Origin of the sequence: Micrococcus sp. 116 (genome assembly GCF_902506395.1) — a bacterium.
GTDB lineage: Bacteria > Actinomycetota > Actinomycetes > Actinomycetales > Micrococcaceae > Micrococcus > Micrococcus luteus.
In genome coordinates this window covers 1837064-1856575 of sequence record NZ_LR732370.1, presented here as the reverse complement: position 1 = coordinate 1856575, position 19512 = coordinate 1837064, and the positions used below count along the sequence as shown (strand labels likewise).

Here is a 19512-nt window from a genome sequence, read left to right as displayed (position 1 = left end):
CGCCGGCGGCGGGGTGCCCGTCGCCCGCTCGCTCAGTTCGCGTCGAGCAGCACGCCGGCGAAGAACGCGTTCAGGCGGTCGACCTCGTCCAGGCCGAAGACGCCGGAGACGTACTGGTCCGGGCGGACCACGACGACGGCGCCGTCACGGCTGATGCCGCGGGCCTCGAAGATGTCCTCGCCGTGCGTGGGCCGGCACGTGGCGAAGATGTTGTTCAGGTCGTGCAGGCCGAGGGAGCCGGTGGTCGGCCGGAAGATCGACGGCACGTCCGGGTGGGCGAACTCGGTCTGCTTCTGCTGGTACACGACCTTGATGTCGAAGCGGGCGTCCTCCGGCCCGTCCGACGGGGTGTGGCGGTTGCGGAAGGACCGCGGGTCCTCCTCGATCGCCTTCGCCCACGCCGCGACCTTCGAATCCTCGGCGCGCGGGGAGGCGGCGTCGGCGAACACGTAGACGCGCCAACGGCCGTCCGCGCGGTGCAGGTGGCCCAGGTGCTTGACGTTGGTGTCGCACGAGCGCTCCACCAGCGCCGACTTGAAGCGCTTGCCGATGGGGTAGCCCTGCGCCAGCGCCTGACCGGTGGCGTCCGTGGTGAGGAGGGAGGGCCGGTACTGCGTCATGAAGCCGGCCGGGAACTCGGCGGTCTTCGTGTAGAACTCGGCCACCTCGTTCGGGTCGCCCAGCTCGGAGGTGGGCTTGGCCATGAGCGTCGACCACTCCTTGTCGAAGTCGATCAGGTTCTTGGCGATCTCCTTGCGCTCCTCCGAGTAGGTCGGCACGAGCTCGGCCGGGGCCATCCCGGAGAGCACCTGGCCCAGCTTCCAGCCGAGGTTCCAGCCGTCCTGCATGGACACGTTCATGCCCTGGCCGGCCTTCGCGGAGTGGGTGTGGCAGGCGTCGCCGAGCAGGAACACGTTGGGGTGGGCCACGCGCTCGCGGTTGTCGAAGCCCGAGGTGAGGCGGTGGCCCACCTCGTACACCGAATGCCAGGCGACCTCCTTCACGTCCAGCGTGTAGGGGCGCAGGATCTGCTGGGCCCGGCGGATGATCTCCTCGAGCGGGGTCTGGCGCACCTGGTGGTTGTCGTCCGCCGGGACCTCGCCGAGGTCCACGTACATGCGGAACAGGTGGCCGCCCTCGCGGGGGATCAGGAGGATCGAGCCGCTGGACGAGTGGATCGCGCACTTGGTGCGGATGTCCGGGAAGTCCGTGTCGGCCAGCGCGTCCATGACGCCCCACGCGTGGTTCGCGGCGTCGCCGGTCAGGGTGTGGCCGATCGCCTTGCGGACGCGGGAGCCCGCGCCGTCCGCGCCCACCACGTACTTGGCGCGCACCTGGCGGGTTGGTCCCGAGGCGGGGTCCTCGAGGGCGTTGCCCTGGGCGTCCACGGTGCGGCGCAGGGTCACGAGCACGGGGTGCTCGCCGTCGTTCGTGTCCTCGAGGGTCTCGAACGCCCAGCCGTAGTCCGGCCGCGCGCGGGTGGGGGAGTTCTTCATGTACTCGGCGAACCAGTCCAGGATGCGGGCCTGGTTCACGATCAGGTGCGGGAACTCGGAGACGCCCTCCGGGTCGTCCTCGGCCAGCGAGGTGCGCACGATCGTGTCCGCGTCATCCTCGGCCGGGTTCCAGAACGCCATGGAGGTCAGGTCGAAGGCCTCGTCGATGATCTCGCTCGCGAAGCCGAAGGCCTGGAAGGTCTCCACGGAGCGTGCCTGGATGCCGTCCGCCTGGCCGATCTCGAGGCGGTGGGGGCGGCGCTCGATGATGCGGGTGTGGACGTCCGGGAACATCGCGAGCTGGGCGGCGGCGATCATGCCGGCCGGGCCCGAGCCGACGATCAGCACGTCCATCTCGTCCGGCAGCTCGGCGGGGCGGTCCAGGCCGATGCCGGCCGCCACCTGGACGCGCGGGTTCGTGGAGACGTAGCCGTGGTGGTGGAAGAGCATGAGGGTCCTTTCGCTGCGGGGGATGTCGCTGCGCGGCGCGCGTGCCACCCGACGGCGTGTTCTCTCAGAGAACACGGTGTTCCCCCTGGGAACACATGTGTGCCAGACTGTACGCGGACGTGACCGGGTTCACAACCGGCGCGCGGGTCGAACACGCCCCGGGCGCGTCACGTCCGGCACGCGAGGCGAGGAGCACGGATGGCGGAGCACGACGGCGGCCCGGTCCGGGAGGGCGCGCCCTCCCAGACGCTCTCCCGCGCGCTCACCCTGCTCGAGACCGTCGTGGAGGCGCCCGAGCCGCCCACCATCGCCGACCTCGCCGACGGCCTGGGCGTCCATCGCTCGGTCGCCTACCGTGTGCTGCGCACCTTCGAGACCCACGGCCTGCTGCGCCGCGACGGCCTCGGCCGCGTCCACGCCGCCCCCGGCCTGGCCGTCCTCGCCCGCCGGGTGGAGCAGGATCTACGCGCGGCGGCCATGCCGCACCTGACCGCCGTCTCCACGGACCTGGGCATGACCGCGTTCCTGGTGGTGTGGGACGGCGCGCACTGCCTCACCCTGGCCACGGCCGAGCCGCCGAGCGGCAACCTCGTCACGCAGCGGCCGGGGACCCGGCACCCCCTCGGGATCGGGGCGCCGGGGATGGCGATCGCCGTCGCCCTGACCGGACAGGAGTGGGCGCGGCTGCCCGGCGAGGCCCCGCCCGAGCGGCCCGAGCTCGACGACGTGCGGGAGCGCGGCTGGGCCGTCAGCTCCGACGAGGTCATCACCGGCGTCTCCTCGGTGGCCGTGCCGCTGCGGGTCCCGGGCCAGCTGCCCGCCGCCCTCGCCGTGGTCTACGCGACGCGGCCGGAGGACCCCGCGCGCCTCGGAGACCGGCTCGGTGAGGCGGCCCGGGCCGTCGCCGTCGCCTTCGGCGCAGCCTGAACCCCGGGGCCCGTGGGGCGGATCACAGCGTCCGCGGCCCGCATTACCCTGGTGGCCATGACTGATGACGCACCGCAGACGCCCGCCGTGGTCGCCCCCCACAAGAAGGTCGGCATGCTGCCGCCGTACGCCGCCGGCAAGCCGCCGGTCGCCGTCCCGGGCCTGCACCCCTACAAGCTCTCCTCGAACGAGAACCCCTACGCGCCCGTGTCCGGCGTGATCGACCGGGTGCGTCAGGTCGTGACCGGCCCGGAGGGCGCGCCCAGCACCCTCTGCCGCTACCCGGACACCCTCTCCACCGGCCTGCGCCAGGCCCTGGCCGCGCACCTGGACGTCCCGGCGGACGACGTCGTGACCGGCGCCGGCTCCCTCGGCGCCCTGGCCCAGGTCATCACCGCCTTCGCCGGCCACGGCGAGGCCGGGGAGGGCGACGAGGTGATCTTCGCGTGGCGCTCCTTCGAGGCCTACCCGATCGTGGTGCGCACCGCCGGCGCCGTGGACGTGCAGGTGCCGCTCACCGCGGACCACCGCCACGACCTGCCGGCCATGCTGGAGGCGATCACAGAGCGGACCCGCGTGATCCTGCTCTGCACCCCCAACAACCCGACCGGCCCCGTGCTCACGACCGCCGAGGTCGAGGACTTCCTGGCGCGCGTGCCCGCGCACATCCTCGTGGTCATCGACGAGGCCTACGTGGAGTTCGTCCGCGACGAGGACGCGGTCAAGGGCCTGGAGATGTACCGCAAGCACGCGAACGTCGTCGTGCTGCGCACCTTCTCGAAGGCGCACGGCCTGGCCAACCTGCGCGTGGGCTACTCGGTCTCGCAGCCGGAGATCACGAAGGCCCTGCGCACCGTGGCCACCCCGTTCGCGGTGTCCACGGTGGCCGAGGAGGCCGCGATCGCCTCGCTCGAGCACCTGGACGAGGTCCTCGAGCGCGTGCAGGTCGTCGTCGACGAGCGCGAGCGCGTCGCCGCCGCTCTGGCCGGGGCCGGCTGGGACCTGCCCTCTTCGCAGGCCAACTTCGTGTGGCTGCCGCTCGGTGAGCGCACGCAGGCGTTCGCCGAGGCCGCCCAGGCCCAGGCCCTGTCCGTGCGAGCGTTCGCGGGCGAGGGCGTGCGCGTGAGCATCGGCGAGCAGGAGGCCAACGACCGCTTCCTCGAGGTCGCGCGCGACTTCCTGACGTGAGCGGGTCGGCGCGAGCGGCACGTTGGACCGGCTGATCCGGGTCCGCTTCGCGTTCGACGCGGAGCGTCCGGTGTTGACCGTGGCGGCCCTGGCCCGGCGCACCGAGCTGCCCCTGGCCACCGCCTATCGGTGGGTGGACCGGCTGGTGCGCGCCGAGCTGCTGCAGAAGGACGAGGACGGCGTGGTCCGGCCCGGCCTGCGGCTGTGGGAGATGGCCTCCCGGAGCGCGCCGAGCATGTCCCTGGCCCGGACGGCCATGCCGTTCCTCGTGGACGTGCAGTCGGTCCTGCGGCAGCACACGCAGCTCGCGGTCCTCGACGACGACGGCGTCCTCGTGCTCGCCCGGCTCTCCTCCCAGGGGGCCGTGGTGAACCAGGCGGACGTCGCGGGTCGGCTGCCGCCGTTCACCACCGCCCTGGGACTCGTGCTGCTCACCCACGCCCCGGTCGAGACGGCGGAGCGGTTCATCGCCCGGCACCGGGACCGGCTCGGCGCCGTCGTGGATCACCATCCCCTCGAGTCGGGGCGTGCGGTGCCCGCGGGCGTGCGGGCGCGGGTGGCCACGCCCAGCGAGCCGCGGCTGCGAGCGCTTCTGGCGGATGTGCGGCGGGAGGGGTACGCGGCCGTGGACGGCGCGTTGGACGAGGAGTCCCGGGGGGTCGCCGTGCCGGTCCGCGGGGCCGACGGCGTGGCGGCGGCCGCGCTCGGGGTCGTCGTCCCCCGCGAGGCGCCGTACACCCCGGGGGTGCCGCCCCTGCTGATGACGGCCGCCCGGGGGATCGCCCGCGGACTCGGCGGCCATTCTCACTGAGTGAGAACGGCCGGGCGCGGGCCGTGTCCTGCGCCACAGGATGGTCGGGACCTCCGCCGCCGGCCCCGGCCGCGCGGCCCGACCCGCCCGGCCCGACCGGTGACGTCCCCCGGAAAGGACGCCATGACCCAGCCCCCCGTGACCCGCACCCGCGTCGGCATCGTCGGCGGCGGGCCCGCCGGCCTGATGCTCTCCCACCTGCTCGCGCGGCAGGGGATCGACAACGTCGTCCTCGAGTCCCGTGACCCCGAGACCATCGCGCACACCCACCGCGCGGGCATCCTCGAGCAGCCCAGCGTGGAGATGCTGACGGACATGGGCGTCGACGGCCGGGTGAGGACGGTGGGCGACGAGCACCGCGGCATCATCCTGCGCTTCGACGGCGAGTCGCATGCCCTGGACTTCCCGGAGCTCGTGGGTGCCACGGTCACCCTGTACGCGCAGAACGAGGTCTTCGTCGACCTCGCCGCGGCGCGGCGGCGCGACGGCGGCGACGTCCGCTTCGAGACCGAGGTGCTCGAGGTGCTCGACGTCGACTCGGACACCCCCGGCGTCCGGTTCCGCTCCGTGGCCGCTGGCGAGGAGGGGCCGGTCGAGGAACTGCGCTGCGACATCCTCGTGGGCGCGGACGGCTCGCGTTCCACCGTCCGCAAGGCCCTCCAGCGCGACACCGAGGGCGAGGACCACTTCCACGCGTACCCCTTCGCCTGGTTCGGCATCCTCGCCGAGGCGCCCAAGTCCTCGCCTGAGCTGATCTACGCCCGCTCCGAGCATGGCTTCGGCCTGATCTCGCAGCGCTCGGAGACCGTGCAGCGCATGTACTTCCAGTGCGACCCCTCGACCCGCGTGGAGGACTGGTCCGACGACCGGATCTGGGACCGGCTGCAGCGCATCGTGGCCGGCCCGGACGGCTTCACCCTCAAGACCGGCCCCATCATCGACAAGACGGTGCTCGGCTTCCGCTCCTATGTGCGCACACCGCTGAGTCACCGCAACGTCTTCCTCGCCGGCGACGCCGGACACACCGTCCCGCCCACCGGGGCGAAGGGCCTGAACCTCGCCTTCGCGGACGTGCGCGTCCTGGCCGAGGCGCTCGAGTCGTGGGCCGCCACGGGCTCGCGCGACCTGCTCGACGCCTACTCGGAGACGGCGCTGACCCGCGTGTGGAAGGACCAGAACTTCTCCTACTGGATGACCACCATGCTCCACGCCCGCCCGGACGCCTCGGAGTTCGAGGACATGCGCGTGCGCGGTGAGCTCCGCAACGTGGTCCAGTCCCGTTACGGACGGCAGTTCCTCGCCGAGCAGTACACCGGCTGGCCCTCCGCCTGAGCCCGACCGATCCCCGACCCCGCAGAGAAAGGAGCCGACGTGAGCATCGCCGCCCAGGCCAAGGACGACGACACGTTCGACAGCGCCCACGTGCTCGATCCAGCCGCCACCCGCGACTCACAGGGGCAGATCAGTGAAGAGATCGCGGCCGTCCATGCCCAGGCCCAGGGCGAGACCCAGCCGCGGCTCGACTTCCCGCCCTATCGCTCGTCGGTGTTCCGCCACCCCACCAAGTCGCTCGTGCACGCCGACCCCGAGACCGTGGAGCTGTGGTCCCCGGCCTTCGGCCACCGCGACGTGCACCCGCTCGAGGCGGACCTGACCGTCGGCCAGAACGGCGAGCCGATCGGCGAGCGCATCAAGGTGCGCGGCCGCGTGCTCGACGACGACGGCCGCCCCGTGCGCCACCAGCTGGTGGAGATCTGGCAGGCCAACGCGGCCGGCCGCTACGTGCACAAGCGGGACCAGCACCCCGCGCCGCTGGACCCGAACTTCACGGGCATCGGCCGCACACTGACCGGCGCGGACGGGACCTACGAGTTCACCACCATCAAGCCGGCCCCGTACCCGTGGAAGAACCACCGCAACGCGTGGCGCCCGGCGCACATCCACTTCTCCCTGTTCGGCACGGACTTCACGCAGCGCATGATCACCCAGATGTACTTCCCGGGCGATCCGCTGTTCCCGCTGGACCCGATCTACCAGGGCATCACGGACCAGGCCGCCCGCGACCGGCTCGTGGCCACCTACGACCACTCGGTGACCAGCCACGAGTGGAACACCGGCTACTGGTGGGACATCGTGCTCACGGGCAGCCACCGCACCTGGATGGAAGACGAGGAGGGCGATCACTGATGCGGATCGACGAGACCACCGAGCGCACCGCCGACGGGAGGCTGGTCCCCACCCCGGGCCAGACCATCGGCCCGTTCTTCGGCTACGCGAACGGCTACGAGCAGGTCCACCTGCCGTGGCGCGACGGCCACCAGCTGGTCCCCGCGGGCCGCGCGGACGCGATGCGCCTGTTCGGCACCGTCTACGACGGCAACGGCGATCCGATCCCGGACGCCATGATCGAGATCTGGCAGGCCGACGCCGAGGGCGTCATCTCGCAGGAGGACGGCTCCCTCGTCCAGGACGGCTTCACCTTCACCGGCTGGGGCCGCTGCGCCGTGGACAACGCGGGCCGCTACACCTTCTCCACCGTGGAGCCCGGCGTGGTGAACGAGGACCGCGCCCGGTTCATCCACGTCGTCGTGTTCGCCCGCGGCCTGCTGAACAAGCTGCACACCCGCGTGTACCTGCCCGAGGACGCCGAGGCGATCGTGCAGGACGCGTTCCTGACCTCCCTCGACGAGGACCGCCGTCGCACCCTGATCGGCACCCGGAACGACGACGGCTCGCTCGAGTTCGACATCTGGATCCAGGGCCCCGGGGAGCACGCACCGAAGGAGACCGTGTTCCTGCAGTTCCCCGGCATCGAGTACCCCGAGCTCGACTGACGCCGGCCTCGGCCGCAGGCCCGGCCCCTCCCACACGCGGGACGGGTCGGGCCTGACGCCGCCTCCGGAGCCCGATCCCACCCCTCCGACCCCAGGAGCCCGCCATGACCTCAGCCGCCGTCGCCGACGTCGGCCTCCTGGATCCGGCCTGGGCCGGCAGTCGGGCGGAGGCCGCCACCGCGGACCGCACCTTCCTGGGGCACCTGCTCGACGTCGAGGCGGCATGGGTGCGCGTGCTCGCCCGGCACGGGCTCGCCACGGAGGCGGAGGCGGCGGCCGCCGCGGCGGCGGGCGACCCGGACGCCTACGACCTCGCCGCGCTCGCCCGCGGGGCCCAGGGCGGCGGCACCCCCCCCTGATCCCGGCGCTGAAGGCGCTGCGCGCGCAGCTGCCGGCCGGCTCCCGCGCCGTGCACCTGGGCGCCACGAGCCAGGACGTCGTGGACTCCGCGCTGATGGTCATGGTGGGCCGGGTGGGCGCGATCCTGGCCGAGGACCTCGCCGCCGCGCAGGACGCGCTTGCGGAGCTGGCCCGCGCCCACCGCTCGACGCCGATGGTCGCCCGATCCCTCGCCCAGCACTCCCTGCCCTCCACCTTCGGGCTGCGCGCCGCGAACTGGCTCGACGGCCTCGGCCAGGCCGCGGATCGGCTCGCCGCCGCCGTCGCGGACCTGCCCGTCCAGTGGGGCGGCGCCGCCGGCACCCTGGCCTCCCTGTCCGGGCACGTCGACCGCGCGCACCGCGCGGGGACCCTCGGCCCCGAGGTCACCGCGTTCACCCTGGTCGAGGACCTCGCCGCCGAGCTGGGCCTCGCCGCCCCCGCCGGGCCCTGGGACACGAACCGCATGGCCGTCACGGGCGTGGCCGCGGCCCTGGCCGACGTCGTGGCCGCGTGCGGGAAGATCGCCAACGACGTGCTGACATCGGCGCGGATCGAGAACGGCGAGCTCGGTGAGCCGCTTGCGGCCGGCCGCGGCGGCTCCTCCGCGATGCCGCACAAGCAGAACCCCGTGCTCTCCGTGCTGATCCGCTCCGCCGCGCTGTCCGCCCCCGGGCTCGCGGCGCGGGTGTACACGGCGGCCGGCGCCGCGGACGACGAGCGCCCGGACGGGGCCTGGCACGCCGAGTGGCCCGCGCTGCGCCGCCTGCTGCGGGTGGCCGGCGGGACCGCGGCCCTGACCCGCGAGCTCGTCTCCGGCCTGCGCGTCCACGAGGACCGCATGCGGCGCAACCTGGAGCTCACCGGCCCGCTGCTCGTCTCCGAGCGGATCATGGCCGAGCTGGCTCCGGAGCTGGACGAGGCCTCCGGCGAGCCGGGCTCCGGGAAGCGGCTGATCCAGGACGTCGTGGACCGCTCCCTGGCGTGCGAGGGGAACTTCCGCGCCCTGCTGCGCGCGGCGGTCCCGGAGTCCGTTCCGGACGCCCGCCTCGACGACCTCCTCGACCCCGCCGCCTACACGGGGGAGGCCGAGGCCCTCGTGGACCGCCTCCTCGCCGCCCGCCGGGGCACGACGACGCCGCCCCGCACCTGAGACCATCTCCGTCAGAACCGGCCGCGCCCCTCGGGGTGCGGCGCCGCCGCAGAGGAAGGACCGCCCATGAGCACCCCCCGTGTCACCACCACCCTCCTGAAGCCCGCCCAGGACCCCGCCCGCGTGCTCGTGGTCGGCGCCGGCCTCGGCACCGGCGTCCAGGCCCTGTGGAGCCTCGCCGCGCAGCAGCTCCCTGAGGACACCGTGGTGGTCGGCTACGACCTGCCCGGCCACGGCGCCTCCGAGCCCCACGCCGAGCCGTTCTCGATGGCGGAGCTGGCGGACGCCGTCGTCGCCGCCGTGCAGGCGCTGCAGGAGGACGGCACCGTTCCCGCGGACCTGCCCGTGCACTTCGCGGGCGTCTCCCTCAACGGGTGCGTGGCGCTGCAGCTGGCCCTGGACCACGCGGACACCGTCTCCGGTGTGGCCGTGATCTGCTCCGCCGCGAAGATCGGCGAGGCGGGGTCCTGGCGCGAGCGCGCCGAGCTCGTGGAGCGTGCCGGCACCCCGACCCTCGTCGAGGGCTCGGCGCAGCGCTGGTTCGCCGACGGGTTCATCGCGGCCCACCCGGAGCGGACGACGGGCCTGCTGCACACCCTGCAGGAGGCGGACCGCCATTCCTACGCGCGCCTGTGCGAGGCGCTGGCCGACTTCGACGTGCGCGGGCGCCTCGGGGAGATCGCCGTCCCCGTCCTCACGATCCACGGCGTGGCGGACCAGGTCACCCCGCCCTCGGCGGGCGAGGAGATCGCCGCCGCGGTGCCGGGCACCGTGACCCACGTGTTCGACGAGACCGCCCATCAGGCCCCCCTCGAGCAGCCCGAGCGCACCGCCGCGGCCCTGGCCGCCTTCCCGGCGCGCTCGGGCTGCTCGAGGGGGGCCTGATGGGCGGTCTCGTCGAACACGTGGGTCACGGTGCCCGGCACCGCGGCGGCGATCTCCTCGCCCGCCGAGGGCGGGGTGACCTGGTCCGCCACGCCGTGGATCGTGAGGACGGGGACGGCGATCTCCCCNCTCCCGCCCTGCCCCGCACGACGACGCCCCCACCACGAGGAGAGACTGCGCATGAGCGCCGAGCAGCCCATCGGGCACGACATGGACCGCACCTCCCAGGAGGTGCTCGACGCGGGCAGGGCCGTGCGCCGCGAGGTCCTGGGCGACGCCCACGTGGACCGCGCCGAGGCGAGGAAGGACGCCACCACCGAGGACTTCCAGAACCTGATCACCCGCTACGCATGGGGGACGATCTGGACGCGGCCCGGTCTGGACCGGCGGATGCGCTCAGCCGTGACCATCTCCGCCATGGTGGCCGGCGGCTACTGGGACGAGTGCGCCATGCACCCGCGCGCCGCCCTGCGCAACGGCCTGACCCGGGAGGAGATCCAGGAGATCCTCCTGCAGACCGCGGTCTACGCCTCCGTGCCGGCGGCGAACATCGCGTTCAAGCTCGCCCAGGAGGACGCCGACCTCGCCGAGGGCAGGCCGCTCTGAGCGCAACGTTCACAGCGCGCACGAGGCCCCATGCCCGGGAAGGACATGGGGCCTCGTCTGCGCGCTGATCAGTCGAGCTCGACGACCACCGGCTGATCGAGGGAGAGGCCGCCCCCGGAGACCTTGACCTGGGTGATCTCGGTCCCTGCCGGAACGTCGAACCACAGGTAGCCGCTGGCCACGTTGCCCGGGTTGGTCGGCTCGATGTTCATGCCGTTCTCGGTGCCGTAGATCGATGCGTCCGTGCTGTAGCTGTACTCGGCCCCGTCTGCGCTGACGAGCTTCACGCTGTCGGCGAAGAACGTCCGCTCCTCCTTGGCGTTGTTCTTCGCGCTGATCTGCACGGGCACGAACTCGCCCTGGGCCTCCGTGGAGAAGCCGGACGGGCCGACGCTCGCGACGGGCGTATCGACCGACTCAACGGTCGTGGCCCAGTCGCCCACGGTGAACTCCTGGCCGAGGCCGACCTTGGCTGCCTCGTCGCTGGAGCTGGTCTCGCCCTGGGAGGCGGCCTCTCCGCCCCCCTCCGAGGTGCTGTTCGAACCGCCGCCCATCATGGAGGCGAGGACGGCGATCACGATCAGGGCGAGCAGGCCGATCAGGGCGTACTTGAGACACCCCCCTTTCTTCTTCGCGGGGGGCTGCACGACATTGCCGTTGGCGTCGTAATACACAGGATTGCTCTTGCGGGCCACGATGCTCCTTCGGGAGGGCGCAGTGATGTCACATGCCGTTGTGGCCAACGGCTGCCATGCACGGCGCGTGAATTGAGTAATGAATGATGGGAGTATCGCATGCCGTAGAGGAAGCTGGGAGTACTCCCCGGAGCATCGCGTTCCAGCTGGCCCAGGAGGTCTTCGCCCGGCACGATGCCGACCTTGCCGACGCCGGGTCCGGCGTCGTGCTGGGCATGTGGGACCCGGCCGGCCTCCTCTACGGCCTCGGACTCATGGCCGTGGCGGCCGTGACCCTTGTCCGCCGCGCCCCGTTCGGCGGGTCGATCATGGTGCGGGTGGCCCGCTGCACTTGTGACCCTTCTGGCGGCCGTTCCACCCCGGAGAAGGGTCAGAACCGCAGTCGATTCGCGGGGGCCGGTGCTACGGTCGGGCCGAGCCGCCCCACCCCCACTCTCGGAAGGACACCCATGCGTGAGCGCGTCGCCCTGATCGGAGCCGGCCCGTCCGGCATGGCCCTGCTGAGGAGCCTCGCCCTGGCCGAGGACGCGGGGGCGGCGGTCCCGGAGGTCGTGGCGTTCGAGCGCCAGGACGACTGGGGCGGCCAGTGGAACCTGGACTGGCGCACCGGCGCGGACCGCCACGGCGAGCCCGTGCACTCCGCCATGTACCGGGACCTGTGGATCAACGGGCCCAAGGAGTGCATGGAGTACCCGGACTACCCGTTCGATGCGCATTTCGGCCGCGCCGTGTCCTCGTACCTCCCGCGGGAGGCCATGCGGGACTACATCGTGGGCCGGGTGGCCGAGGTGGCCGGGCGCATCCGCCCGCAGATCCGGTTCGCCACGGCCGTCCGCTGGGTGCAGCCGCTCGACGACGGCGGGTTCGGGGTGACCTCGGAGGACCTGGTCACGCGCGAGGCCGTCACCGAGCGGTTCGACCGCGTCGTGGTGGCCACCGGGCACTTCCACACCCCGCACCTGCCGTCCTGGCCCGGCGTGGAGACCTTCCCCGGGCAGGTCCAGCACGCCCACGACTACCGAAGCCCGGAGCCGTACACGGGCCGTCGCGTGCTCGTGGTGGGCTCCTCCTACTCCGGGCAGGACCTGGCCCTGCAGCTGCACCGCGCCGGCGCCGCCCACGTGACCACCGCCTACCGTGCCCGCCCGCAGGACATCGCGTGGCCGGCCGGCATGGACGAGGCCCCCGAGGTGCAGGGGTTCGACGGTGCGGAGGTCACCTTCGCGGACGGCTCCACCGCCGAGTACGACGCCGTGCTGCTGTGCACCGGCTACCGCCACCACTACCCCTTCCTGCCGGGCGAGCTGGCGCTGGCCGGCCCGAACCTGCTGGCCCCGTTCGGGCTGTGGAAGGGCGTGGTCTGGCACGCCGACCCGCGCGTGCTCTACCTGGGTGCCACCCAGCAGCTGTTCACCCTGACGCTCCTGGACGCGCAGGCCTTCTTCGCCCGCGACGTGCTGCTCGGCCGCGTCCCGGTGCCCGGCGATGAGGAGCGTCGGGCCGACATGGACGCCTGGTTCGAGCGGATGACGCGGATCGACGGGCCGCCGGCCGCGCTGGCCTACCAGGGCGCGTACATCCAGGACCTGTCCTCCCACACGGACTGCCCGGAGGTGGACGTCGAGGCGGTGGCCCGCACCTTCCTCGAGATGCGCGACGCCCGGATCGAGGACGTCCGGACGTTCCGCGACCGGCGGCACCGCTCGACCGTGACCGGCACGCTGGCCGCGGCGCACCCGGTGCCGTGGATGGACCGCCCGGACGACTCCCTCGAGGAGTACCTCCGCCGCTTCCCGGCCTGACCCCCCACCCTGCCCTTCCCGTTCCGAATCCACTGCACTTCCGACCCTTCTGGCGGCCGTTCCGGGCCTCAGAAGGGTCAGAACCGCAGTCGATTCGCGGGGGCGGGTGCTGGTGCTGGTGCGGATGCGGGTGCGGGGAGTGCTGAAGGGGGTGGGCGCTCAGCGCTGGAGCGCGGCCAGGGCGGCCTCGGCGTCGTCCGCGGCGGCGCGCAGCACCGGCAGGGCCTGCACGACGGCGGCCGCCACCTCCGGCGTGCGCGGCGCCGGCACGCGGGCCCCGGTCCGCAGGGCCGCCCGGCGCGCGCCCGGGTCGCGATGGTCCGGCCCGAGGGACAGCGCCGTGTTGATCGCCACGGCCACTCGCCCCTCGGCGTCGCGCACGGGCACGGCGACGCTGCTCAGATGGGCGTCCAGCTCCGCGGTCACCACGGCGTGGCCCTGCTCCCGCACGCGCGCCAGCTCGGCCATCAGCGCGTCCACGTCCGTGAGGGTGTGCTCCGTGGCGGGGGTGCGCGGGGCGCCTGCGAGCAGGGCACAGGCCTCGTCCTCGGGCAGGTCGGCCAGCAGCACGCGGCCCATGGACGTGGTGAACGCGGGCAGGCGCGTGCCGACGTCGAGGTTCACCCGCAGGATCCGCTCGGTGTGCACACGCGCGATGTACATCAGGTGCGCCCCGTGGAGCACGCCCGCGGAGCAGGACTGGTGCAGGCGCTGCGAGGCCTGGGTGAGGATCGGCCGGAGGATCTCGGAGACGGACCGGCCGGACCAGTAGCCGTGGCCGAGCTCCAGCACGCGCGGGGTCAGCGCGAACCGCCGCCCGTCCTGCACGGCGTAGCCGAGCTCCGTGAGCGTCAGCAGCATGCGCCGCGCCGTGGCCCGGGTGACCCCCGCGGCGGTCGCGGCCTCGCTCACCAAGAGCGTGGGGGTGTCCGGGGTGAACGCGCGCAGCACCGCCAGACCGGACGCCAGGGCGCGCACCACGTCCCCGCCCGACGCGGGACGTGCGCCGGGGGCGTCGACGTCGTCGGTCATGTCCGCCAGCGTAGTCCGCTATGCGCACAGCGCACGCCCGTGCGCGTCACGCACACACCCTTCCCCGCCCGCCGAGGCGGTCCTACGGTGAGGCCATGAGCCTCACCGATGCCTACGTGTTCGACGCCGTCCGCACCCCCTTCGGCAAGGTCGGCGGCGCGCTGTCGGGGGTGCGCCCCGACGACATGGCCGCCCACGTGGTCCGCACCCTCGTGGACCGCGCCCCGGGCCTGGAGGGCCTGCGCGCCGCGTCCGCCCAGGCCGTGGCCGACGCCGCCGCCGGCCGCCCGATCGAGGCCGGCACGGACGCCGCCGCCCCGCAGCGGATCGACGAGGTCGTCTTCGGCAACGCCAACGGCGCGGGCGAGGAGAACCGCAACGTGGCCCGCATGGCCACCCTCCTGGCCGGCCTGCCGCTGTCCATCCCCGGCACCACCGTGAACCGCCTCTGCGGCTCATCCCTGGACGCGGCGATCATCGCCTCCCGCCAGATCAACACCGGCGAGGCGGACGTGGTCCTCGTGGGCGGCGTGGAGTCGATGTCCCGTGCCCCGTGGGTGCTGCCCAAGACCACCCGCCCGTTCCCCATGCACGACCTGGCGGCGGCGAACACCACGCTCGGCTGGCGCCTGATCAATGACGCGATGCCGCCGGAGTGGACCGTCTCGCTCGGCGAGGCCACGGAGCTGCTGCGCGAGCGCTTCGGCATCTCCCGCGAGCGCCAGGACGAGTTCGCCGCGCGCTCGCACCGCCTTACCGCGCGGGCGTGGGACGAGGGGCGGTATGACTCTCTCGTGGCCGCCGTGCCCGGCACGGACCTGGAGCGGGACGAGACCGTCCGCCCGGACTCCACCCCCGAGACCCTCGCCGGCCTGCGCACCGTGTTCCGCCGGGAGAACGGCACCGTCACGGCGGGCAACGCCTCGCCCATGAACGACGGCGCCTCGGCCGCCCTCCTGGGCTCGTCGACGGGCGCCGATGTGCTCGGCCTGGAGCCCCTGGCCCGCATCGCCGGCCGCGCCACCGCCGCCAACGAGCCCGACTTCTTCGGCTACGCGCCGGTGGAGGCGGTGAACCGGGCCCTGTCCCGCGCCGGGATCGGCTGGAAGGACGTGGCCGCCGTCGAGCTCAACGAGGCCTTCGCCGCCCAGTCCCTGGCCTGCACGGACGCCTGGGGCGTGGACCCGGAGATCGTGAACGCCTGGGGCGGCGCGATCGCGATCGGCCACCCCCTCGGGGCCTCCGGCACCCGCGTGCTCGGCACGCTGGCCCGCCGCCTCGAGGCCTCCGGTGAGCGGTGGGGCGTGGCCGCGCTGTGCATCGGCGTGGGCCAGGGCATCGCCGTCGTCCTCGAGAACGTGGCCGCGCGCTGACGCGTCCGGCCGAGCACCCACCCGACCCCCTCATCCAAGGAGTCCCCATGCTGGAGTTCGTGGACACGGCCGCGCAGGCCGTCTCCCGCATCACCGACGGCGCCACGGTGCTGATCGGCGGGTTCGGCAACGCCGGCCAGCCGATGGAGCTGATCGACGCGCTGCTCGAGTCCGGGGCCACCGGCCTCACGGTGGTCAACAACAACGCGGGCCAGGCGGACGCGGGCCTGGCGCTGCTGATCAAGGAGCGGCGGGTCGCCAAGATCATCTGCTCGTTCCCGCGCCAGTCCGACTCGTGGCATTTCGACGAGGCCTACCGTGCCGGGGAGATCGAGCTGGAGCTCGTCCCGCAGGGCAACCTGGCCGAGCGCCTGCGCGCCGGCGGCGCCGGCATCGGCGGCTTCTTCACGCCCACCGGCTACGGCACGCAGCTGGCCGAGGGCAAGGAGGTCCGCGAGATCGACGGCACGCACTACGTGCTGGAGGCCCCGATCCGCGGCGATGTCGCGCTCATCAAGGCGTACGCGGCGGACCGCCACGGCAACCTCGTGTACCGCAAGACCGCCCGCAACTTCGGACCCGTCATGGCCGCGGCCGCCGCCACCACGATCGTCCAGGTGGACGAGGTCCGCGAGGAGCCGATCGACCCGGAGCACGTGGTGACCCCCGGCATCTACACGGACACCGTGGTGCGGATCGACACCGAGTCCGGGGAGAAGGAGCGCGCCGAGCGGGCTGCCCTGGCGGAGGGCCGGCCGAAGCCGTGCGCGGCCACGACGACCGCGGCCGAGCCGGCCGCCGAGGGGAAGTGAGGAGAGCGATGAGCATCACCCAGACCGACACCCCGCTGACCCAGGACGAACTGGCCCGTACGATCGCGGCGGACATCGCCCCCGGCTCCTTCGTGAACCTGGGCATCGGCCAGCCCACCACGGTGTCCAACTACCTGGAGGCGGAGAAGAACGTCACCCTGCACACCGAGAACGGCATGCTGGGCTTCGGCCCGCAGGCCGAGGGCGAGCAGATCGATGAAGACCTCATCAACGCCGGCAAGATCCCCGTCACCGAGCTGCCCGGGGCCGCGTACTTCCACCACGCCGACTCGTTCGCCATGATGCGCGGCGGCCACCTGGACGTGTGCGTCCTCGGCGCCTACCAGGTCTCCGCGACCGGCGACCTCGCCAACTGGTCCACGGGCAAGCCCGGGGCGATCCCCGCCGTCGGGGGTGCGATGGACCTGGCGATCGGCGCCAAGGACACCTACGTGATGATGGATCTCTTCACCAAGAAGGGCGATCCGAAGCTGCTGGCCGAGTGCACGTTCCCCCTCACCGGCGTCGGCTGCGTCTCCCGCATCTACGCGGATCGGGGCGTCTTCCTGCTGGACGCCTCCGGGGTCGTGCGGGTCCGCGAGCTGCACGGCATCACGTGGGAGGAGCTGGAGGCGGCGCACCCCGGCGTGCGGTTCGAGAAGCTCGAGGACTGAGCCGCCGCGCCGCAGTCACCGGCCCCACGGGCTCCCGGAGGCCTGCGCCGTCGTCGACTTCTCGTGGGGAGGAACGCCGGTTGACTTATCCCGGGTGCGGCGGCCTGCGACCGGTGATAACTCAACCGACGACGGCGGCCCGCACCTTCGCGCGCAGGTGCGGGCCGACGTCGTCCCGGCGGGGTGCTCAGGCGGTGCGCAGCACCATGCCCGGGTGGAGCAGGGTCGAGACCGTCATGCCGTTGAGGCGCTGCAGGCGCTCCATGGAGACGCCCGTGCGCTGGGCGATGAGCCACCAGCCGTCGTTCGCCTGGACCACGTAGGTGGCGGGCGAGGGCGCCGGGGCGGAGGCGGTCTGGCCGGTCCGCAGCACCATCCCCGGGTGCAGCACGGTGGTCGCGGTCATGCCGTTGAGGCGCTGGAGGGTCTCCATCGTCACGCCGGTGCGGTGGGCGATGATCCACCAGCCGTCGCCCTCGCGGACCGTGTACGTGCCCGGGGCCGGCGCGGGGGCGGGCGTGGGAGCCGGCGCCGTGGCGGCCGTGATGAGCACCATGCCGGGGTGCAGGACGGTGGACGCCGTCATGCCGTTGAGCCGCTGGAGCTCCGCGGCGCTGACGCCGGTCCGTCGGGCGATGACCCACCAGCCGTCGTTCGGCTGCACCGTGTAGGTGCCGGTGGTGATCGGGGTGGGCTCCGGGGCGGTCGGGTCGGCGACGGTGCGCAGCACCATGCCCGGGTGGAGCACGGTCGACTCGGTCATGCCGTTGAGCTCCTGGAGGGTGGCCGCGGGCACGCCGGTGCGGCGGGCGATGGTCCACCAGCCGTCGTTCGGCTGCACCGTGTACGTGCCGGCGGTCGACGGCTCGGTCGTCGGGGCCGGCGTCGGAGCCGGGGTGGCCGGTGCCGGCGGCTGGCCGGCCGCCGTCGCGATGGCCTCGGCGCGGTCCCGCAGGTCGTCGAAGCGGGCCATCAGGTGCTGCCCCGGGCACGCGGTCGCGGACGTGGCCCGGTGCGGGAAGATCGTGTCCACGGTGACGGGCGTGCCCGCGGCGTACTTCGTGCTGCCGCCCGAGGTCAGGGTGACTCGGCCCCGCGCGTCGATGCCGTCGCGGTACAGGTAGTAGGCGGTGGCGCGGGCCATCGCGTCCACCACCTCCTCGGACGGGGCGACCACGTCGTAGTTGCCCATCGTGGAGATGCCCATCGTGCCCCGGTTGAACCCGCCCGCGTGCGTGCCCAGCGGGTTCGAGTCCAGGGCGCCGCGGCGGCCCTCGTAGATGTTGCCGAAGCGGTCCGTGATCAGGTGGTACGGGAAGTCGCCCCAGCCGAGGGTCCTCGTGTAGTACGCGTAGATGCCGCGCATCTGCTCCACGGCCTGGGCGCGCGAGTAGTCGTTCGTGCCGGCCGTGTGGTGGATGGTCAGCGCGCGCACCTGGTCGAACTGCGGGGAGGACTCGGCCCAGGACTCGTCCGCGCCCCACTGCGCGCGGGTGATCACGTCCGGGAGGATCTTCGCGCGCGCATCCGAGGCCGTGGCCACGGTGCGGGCCTCGGCGGGTGCGGCGCCCCCGACGACGGCGCTCGACTTCACGCCCCGCGGCAGGCCGGCCGTCTCCGCGGCCTGCTCGGCGGTCACCGCCGGGTGCGCGCTCGCGACGGTCTCGTCCGTGGCGGCCGTGCCCGGGTCGATGAGGGACAGCTCGAGGCCGGCCGGGGCTGCGCCGTCGGCGGTGGTCACGCGCAGCTGGGCGCCGTCCGCGCCGAACGCGACGAACGGGTCCGTGCCGGTGCGCGCGGGGGCGGCGTCCTCAGGCAGGACGGGCCGATCCAGGACCTGCCACGGGCCCCAGGCCCCGTCCTGACGCACGCGGATCTCCACGCGCTCGACGGCGTCGTCCGCCGCGGTGTCCCACACGGCGGCGGCCACCGTGAACGGGCGGTCCACCACGGGCTCGCCGAGCACGACGCCGGCCGGAGCCTCCTCGGCCGGGACGAGGTTCTCGCCCTCCTGCGGGACGGTCGCGACGCCGGCGCCCTCGACGGGAGCGGCCGACGCGGGGGTCGCGGCCGCGCCGACGGTCGTGGCGCGGGCGGCGTCGTCGAGCGGGCGCACGTCGGGGGCGCCCTCCGTGGTCGCGGACGGCGGCTGCGGGAGCAGGCCGCCGACGAGGACGGAGAGCGCGGCGACCGCGACGGCGGGCGCGAGCGGGCGGGGGGACGCGGCGGAACGCGGCGGGAGAATCTTCATGCGGATGCCTTCGGAAGGTGGAGTGCCCGAGGAACGACAGGCGTGGGCCGTGTCGCTTTCCCGGGTCGGTGACGTGGTGAGGGCGGGATGAGGGCCGGAGAGCCGTCGTGATCGTAGCGTGATCGACCATTCCCGGGAACATTTT

18 protein-coding genes are annotated in these 19512 nt (G+C 73.5%); 14 read left to right on the top strand and 4 right to left on the bottom strand.

Features of this window, described 5'->3' with window-relative positions; all coding sequences use genetic code 11:
* Positions 1 to 32 precede the first annotated feature (32 nt).
* A complete protein-coding gene (locus CITRIK5_RS08595; RefSeq protein WP_159833536.1) occupies positions 33 to 1946 on the bottom strand; it encodes an FAD-binding monooxygenase in 1914 nt (637 codons plus the stop codon).
* A gap of 198 nt (positions 1947 to 2144) precedes the next feature.
* Between CITRIK5_RS08595 and CITRIK5_RS08590 the strand changes: the two genes are divergently transcribed.
* From CITRIK5_RS08590 to CITRIK5_RS08550, 10 genes are all read left to right on the top strand, one after another.
* Positions 2145 to 2873, top strand: a complete 729-nt coding sequence (locus CITRIK5_RS08590; protein ID WP_049146523.1) for an IclR family transcriptional regulator — start codon at positions 2145 to 2147, stop codon at positions 2871 to 2873.
* Between the two features lie 57 nt (positions 2874 to 2930).
* A complete protein-coding gene (locus CITRIK5_RS08585; RefSeq protein ID WP_201294451.1) occupies positions 2931 to 4061 on the top strand; it encodes a histidinol-phosphate transaminase in 1131 nt (376 codons plus the stop codon).
* Positions 4062 to 4083: 22 nt separating this feature from the next.
* Entirely contained in the window at positions 4084 to 4872 is a 789-nt protein-coding gene (locus CITRIK5_RS08580; protein ID WP_119217762.1) for an IclR family transcriptional regulator, read from the top strand.
* Between the two features lie 123 nt (positions 4873 to 4995).
* On the top strand, positions 4996 to 6204 hold the full coding sequence (locus CITRIK5_RS08575; RefSeq protein WP_036316631.1) for a 4-hydroxybenzoate 3-monooxygenase: 1209 nt from the start codon (positions 4996 to 4998) through the stop codon (positions 6202 to 6204).
* Positions 6205 to 6249: 45 nt separating this feature from the next.
* Positions 6250 to 7059: a protocatechuate 3,4-dioxygenase subunit beta gene (gene pcaH, locus CITRIK5_RS08570; protein WP_196489408.1), complete on the top strand. Its 810-nt coding sequence runs from the start codon at positions 6250 to 6252 to the stop codon at positions 7057 to 7059.
* The gene (gene pcaG, locus CITRIK5_RS08565) at positions 7059 to 7706 is read left to right on the top strand and encodes a protocatechuate 3,4-dioxygenase subunit alpha (protein WP_020625037.1); all 648 of its coding nucleotides are present in this window, start codon (positions 7059 to 7061) and stop codon (positions 7704 to 7706) included. Before pcaH ends, pcaG begins: the two co-directional genes overlap by 1 nt.
* A gap of 104 nt (positions 7707 to 7810) precedes the next feature.
* Positions 7811 to 8065, top strand: coding sequence for a hypothetical protein (locus CITRIK5_RS12225; RefSeq protein ID WP_236557168.1), 255 nt, complete (start codon positions 7811 to 7813; stop codon positions 8063 to 8065).
* Positions 8066 to 8115: 50 nt separating this feature from the next.
* Positions 8116 to 9237, top strand: coding sequence for a lyase family protein (locus CITRIK5_RS08560; RefSeq protein WP_236557167.1), 1122 nt, complete (start codon positions 8116 to 8118; stop codon positions 9235 to 9237).
* 66 nt (positions 9238 to 9303) lie between these two features.
* Positions 9304 to 10122, top strand: coding sequence for an alpha/beta fold hydrolase (locus CITRIK5_RS08555; RefSeq protein WP_159833534.1), 819 nt, complete (start codon positions 9304 to 9306; stop codon positions 10120 to 10122).
* Between the two features lie 180 nt (positions 10123 to 10302).
* Positions 10303 to 10728, top strand: a complete 426-nt coding sequence (locus CITRIK5_RS08550; RefSeq protein ID WP_044658774.1) for a carboxymuconolactone decarboxylase family protein — start codon at positions 10303 to 10305, stop codon at positions 10726 to 10728.
* A 68-nt stretch (positions 10729 to 10796) separates the two neighbouring features.
* Here CITRIK5_RS08550 and CITRIK5_RS08545 read toward each other — a convergent pair whose 3' ends face one another.
* Complete coding sequence (locus tag CITRIK5_RS08545) at positions 10797 to 11423, bottom strand: DUF4352 domain-containing protein (protein WP_129867092.1); 627 nt, start codon at positions 11421 to 11423, stop codon at positions 10797 to 10799.
* Positions 11424 to 11872: 449 nt separating this feature from the next.
* Here CITRIK5_RS08545 and CITRIK5_RS08540 point away from each other — a divergent pair, with 449 nt between their 5' ends.
* The gene (locus tag CITRIK5_RS08540; protein WP_020624472.1) at positions 11873 to 13225 is read left to right on the top strand and encodes an NAD(P)-binding domain-containing protein; all 1353 of its coding nucleotides are present in this window, start codon (positions 11873 to 11875) and stop codon (positions 13223 to 13225) included.
* Between the two features lie 159 nt (positions 13226 to 13384).
* Here the strand turns inward: CITRIK5_RS08540 and CITRIK5_RS08535 are convergent, their stop codons facing one another.
* Positions 13385 to 14257: an IclR family transcriptional regulator C-terminal domain-containing protein gene (locus CITRIK5_RS08535; protein ID WP_135101543.1), complete on the bottom strand. Its 873-nt coding sequence runs from the start codon at positions 14255 to 14257 to the stop codon at positions 13385 to 13387.
* Between the two features lie 95 nt (positions 14258 to 14352).
* Between CITRIK5_RS08535 and CITRIK5_RS08530 the strand changes: the two genes are divergently transcribed.
* Genes CITRIK5_RS08530 through CITRIK5_RS08520 form a run of 3 tightly spaced genes read left to right on the top strand, consistent with a single transcriptional unit; the run spans position 14353 to position 17116 of the window.
* Positions 14353 to 15630, top strand: coding sequence for a thiolase family protein (locus tag CITRIK5_RS08530; protein ID WP_020624470.1), 1278 nt, complete (start codon positions 14353 to 14355; stop codon positions 15628 to 15630).
* A 47-nt stretch (positions 15631 to 15677) separates the two neighbouring features.
* The gene (locus CITRIK5_RS08525; RefSeq protein WP_020624469.1) at positions 15678 to 16442 is read left to right on the top strand and encodes a 3-oxoacid CoA-transferase subunit A; all 765 of its coding nucleotides are present in this window, start codon (positions 15678 to 15680) and stop codon (positions 16440 to 16442) included.
* An 8-nt stretch (positions 16443 to 16450) separates the two neighbouring features.
* Positions 16451 to 17116 carry a 3-oxoacid CoA-transferase subunit B gene (locus tag CITRIK5_RS08520; protein WP_020624468.1) on the top strand — a complete coding sequence of 222 codons (666 nt, stop codon included), beginning with the start codon at positions 16451 to 16453 and terminating at the stop codon, positions 17114 to 17116.
* Between the two features lie 187 nt (positions 17117 to 17303).
* On the opposite strand, the gene CITRIK5_RS08515 is transcribed toward CITRIK5_RS08520, so the two are convergent.
* Entirely contained in the window at positions 17304 to 19367 is a 2064-nt protein-coding gene (locus CITRIK5_RS08515; RefSeq protein ID WP_041102608.1) for a LysM peptidoglycan-binding domain-containing protein, read from the bottom strand.
* Between the last annotated feature and the right edge of the window lie 145 nt (positions 19368 to 19512).

What these genes read in the sequence shown, in the direction of transcription:
- CITRIK5_RS08595 (WP_159833536.1), bottom strand. Translation starts at nt 1,946, where the DNA reads ATGCTCTTCCACCACCACGGCTACGTCTCCACGAACCCGCGCGTCCAG.
- CITRIK5_RS08590 (WP_049146523.1), top strand. Translation starts at nt 2,145, where the DNA reads ATGGCGGAGCACGACGGCGGCCCGGTCCGGGAGGGCGCGCCCTCCCAG.
- CITRIK5_RS08585 (WP_201294451.1), top strand. Translation starts at nt 2,931, where the DNA reads ATGACTGATGACGCACCGCAGACGCCCGCCGTGGTCGCCCCCCACAAG.
- CITRIK5_RS08575 (WP_036316631.1), top strand. Translation starts at nt 4,996, where the DNA reads ATGACCCAGCCCCCCGTGACCCGCACCCGCGTCGGCATCGTCGGCGGC.
- pcaG (WP_020625037.1), top strand. Translation starts at nt 7,059, where the DNA reads ATGCGGATCGACGAGACCACCGAGCGCACCGCCGACGGGAGGCTGGTC.
- CITRIK5_RS12225 (WP_236557168.1), top strand. Translation starts at nt 7,811, where the DNA reads ATGACCTCAGCCGCCGTCGCCGACGTCGGCCTCCTGGATCCGGCCTGG.
- CITRIK5_RS08555 (WP_159833534.1), top strand. Translation starts at nt 9,304, where the DNA reads ATGAGCACCCCCCGTGTCACCACCACCCTCCTGAAGCCCGCCCAGGAC.
- CITRIK5_RS08550 (WP_044658774.1), top strand. Translation starts at nt 10,303, where the DNA reads ATGAGCGCCGAGCAGCCCATCGGGCACGACATGGACCGCACCTCCCAG.
- CITRIK5_RS08540 (WP_020624472.1), top strand. Translation starts at nt 11,873, where the DNA reads ATGCGTGAGCGCGTCGCCCTGATCGGAGCCGGCCCGTCCGGCATGGCC.
- CITRIK5_RS08535 (WP_135101543.1), bottom strand. Translation starts at nt 14,257, where the DNA reads ATGACCGACGACGTCGACGCCCCCGGCGCACGTCCCGCGTCGGGCGGG.
- CITRIK5_RS08530 (WP_020624470.1), top strand. Translation starts at nt 14,353, where the DNA reads ATGAGCCTCACCGATGCCTACGTGTTCGACGCCGTCCGCACCCCCTTC.
- CITRIK5_RS08525 (WP_020624469.1), top strand. Translation starts at nt 15,678, where the DNA reads ATGCTGGAGTTCGTGGACACGGCCGCGCAGGCCGTCTCCCGCATCACC.
- CITRIK5_RS08520 (WP_020624468.1), top strand. Translation starts at nt 16,451, where the DNA reads ATGAGCATCACCCAGACCGACACCCCGCTGACCCAGGACGAACTGGCC.
- CITRIK5_RS08515 (WP_041102608.1), bottom strand. Translation starts at nt 19,367, where the DNA reads ATGAAGATTCTCCCGCCGCGTTCCGCCGCGTCCCCCCGCCCGCTCGCG.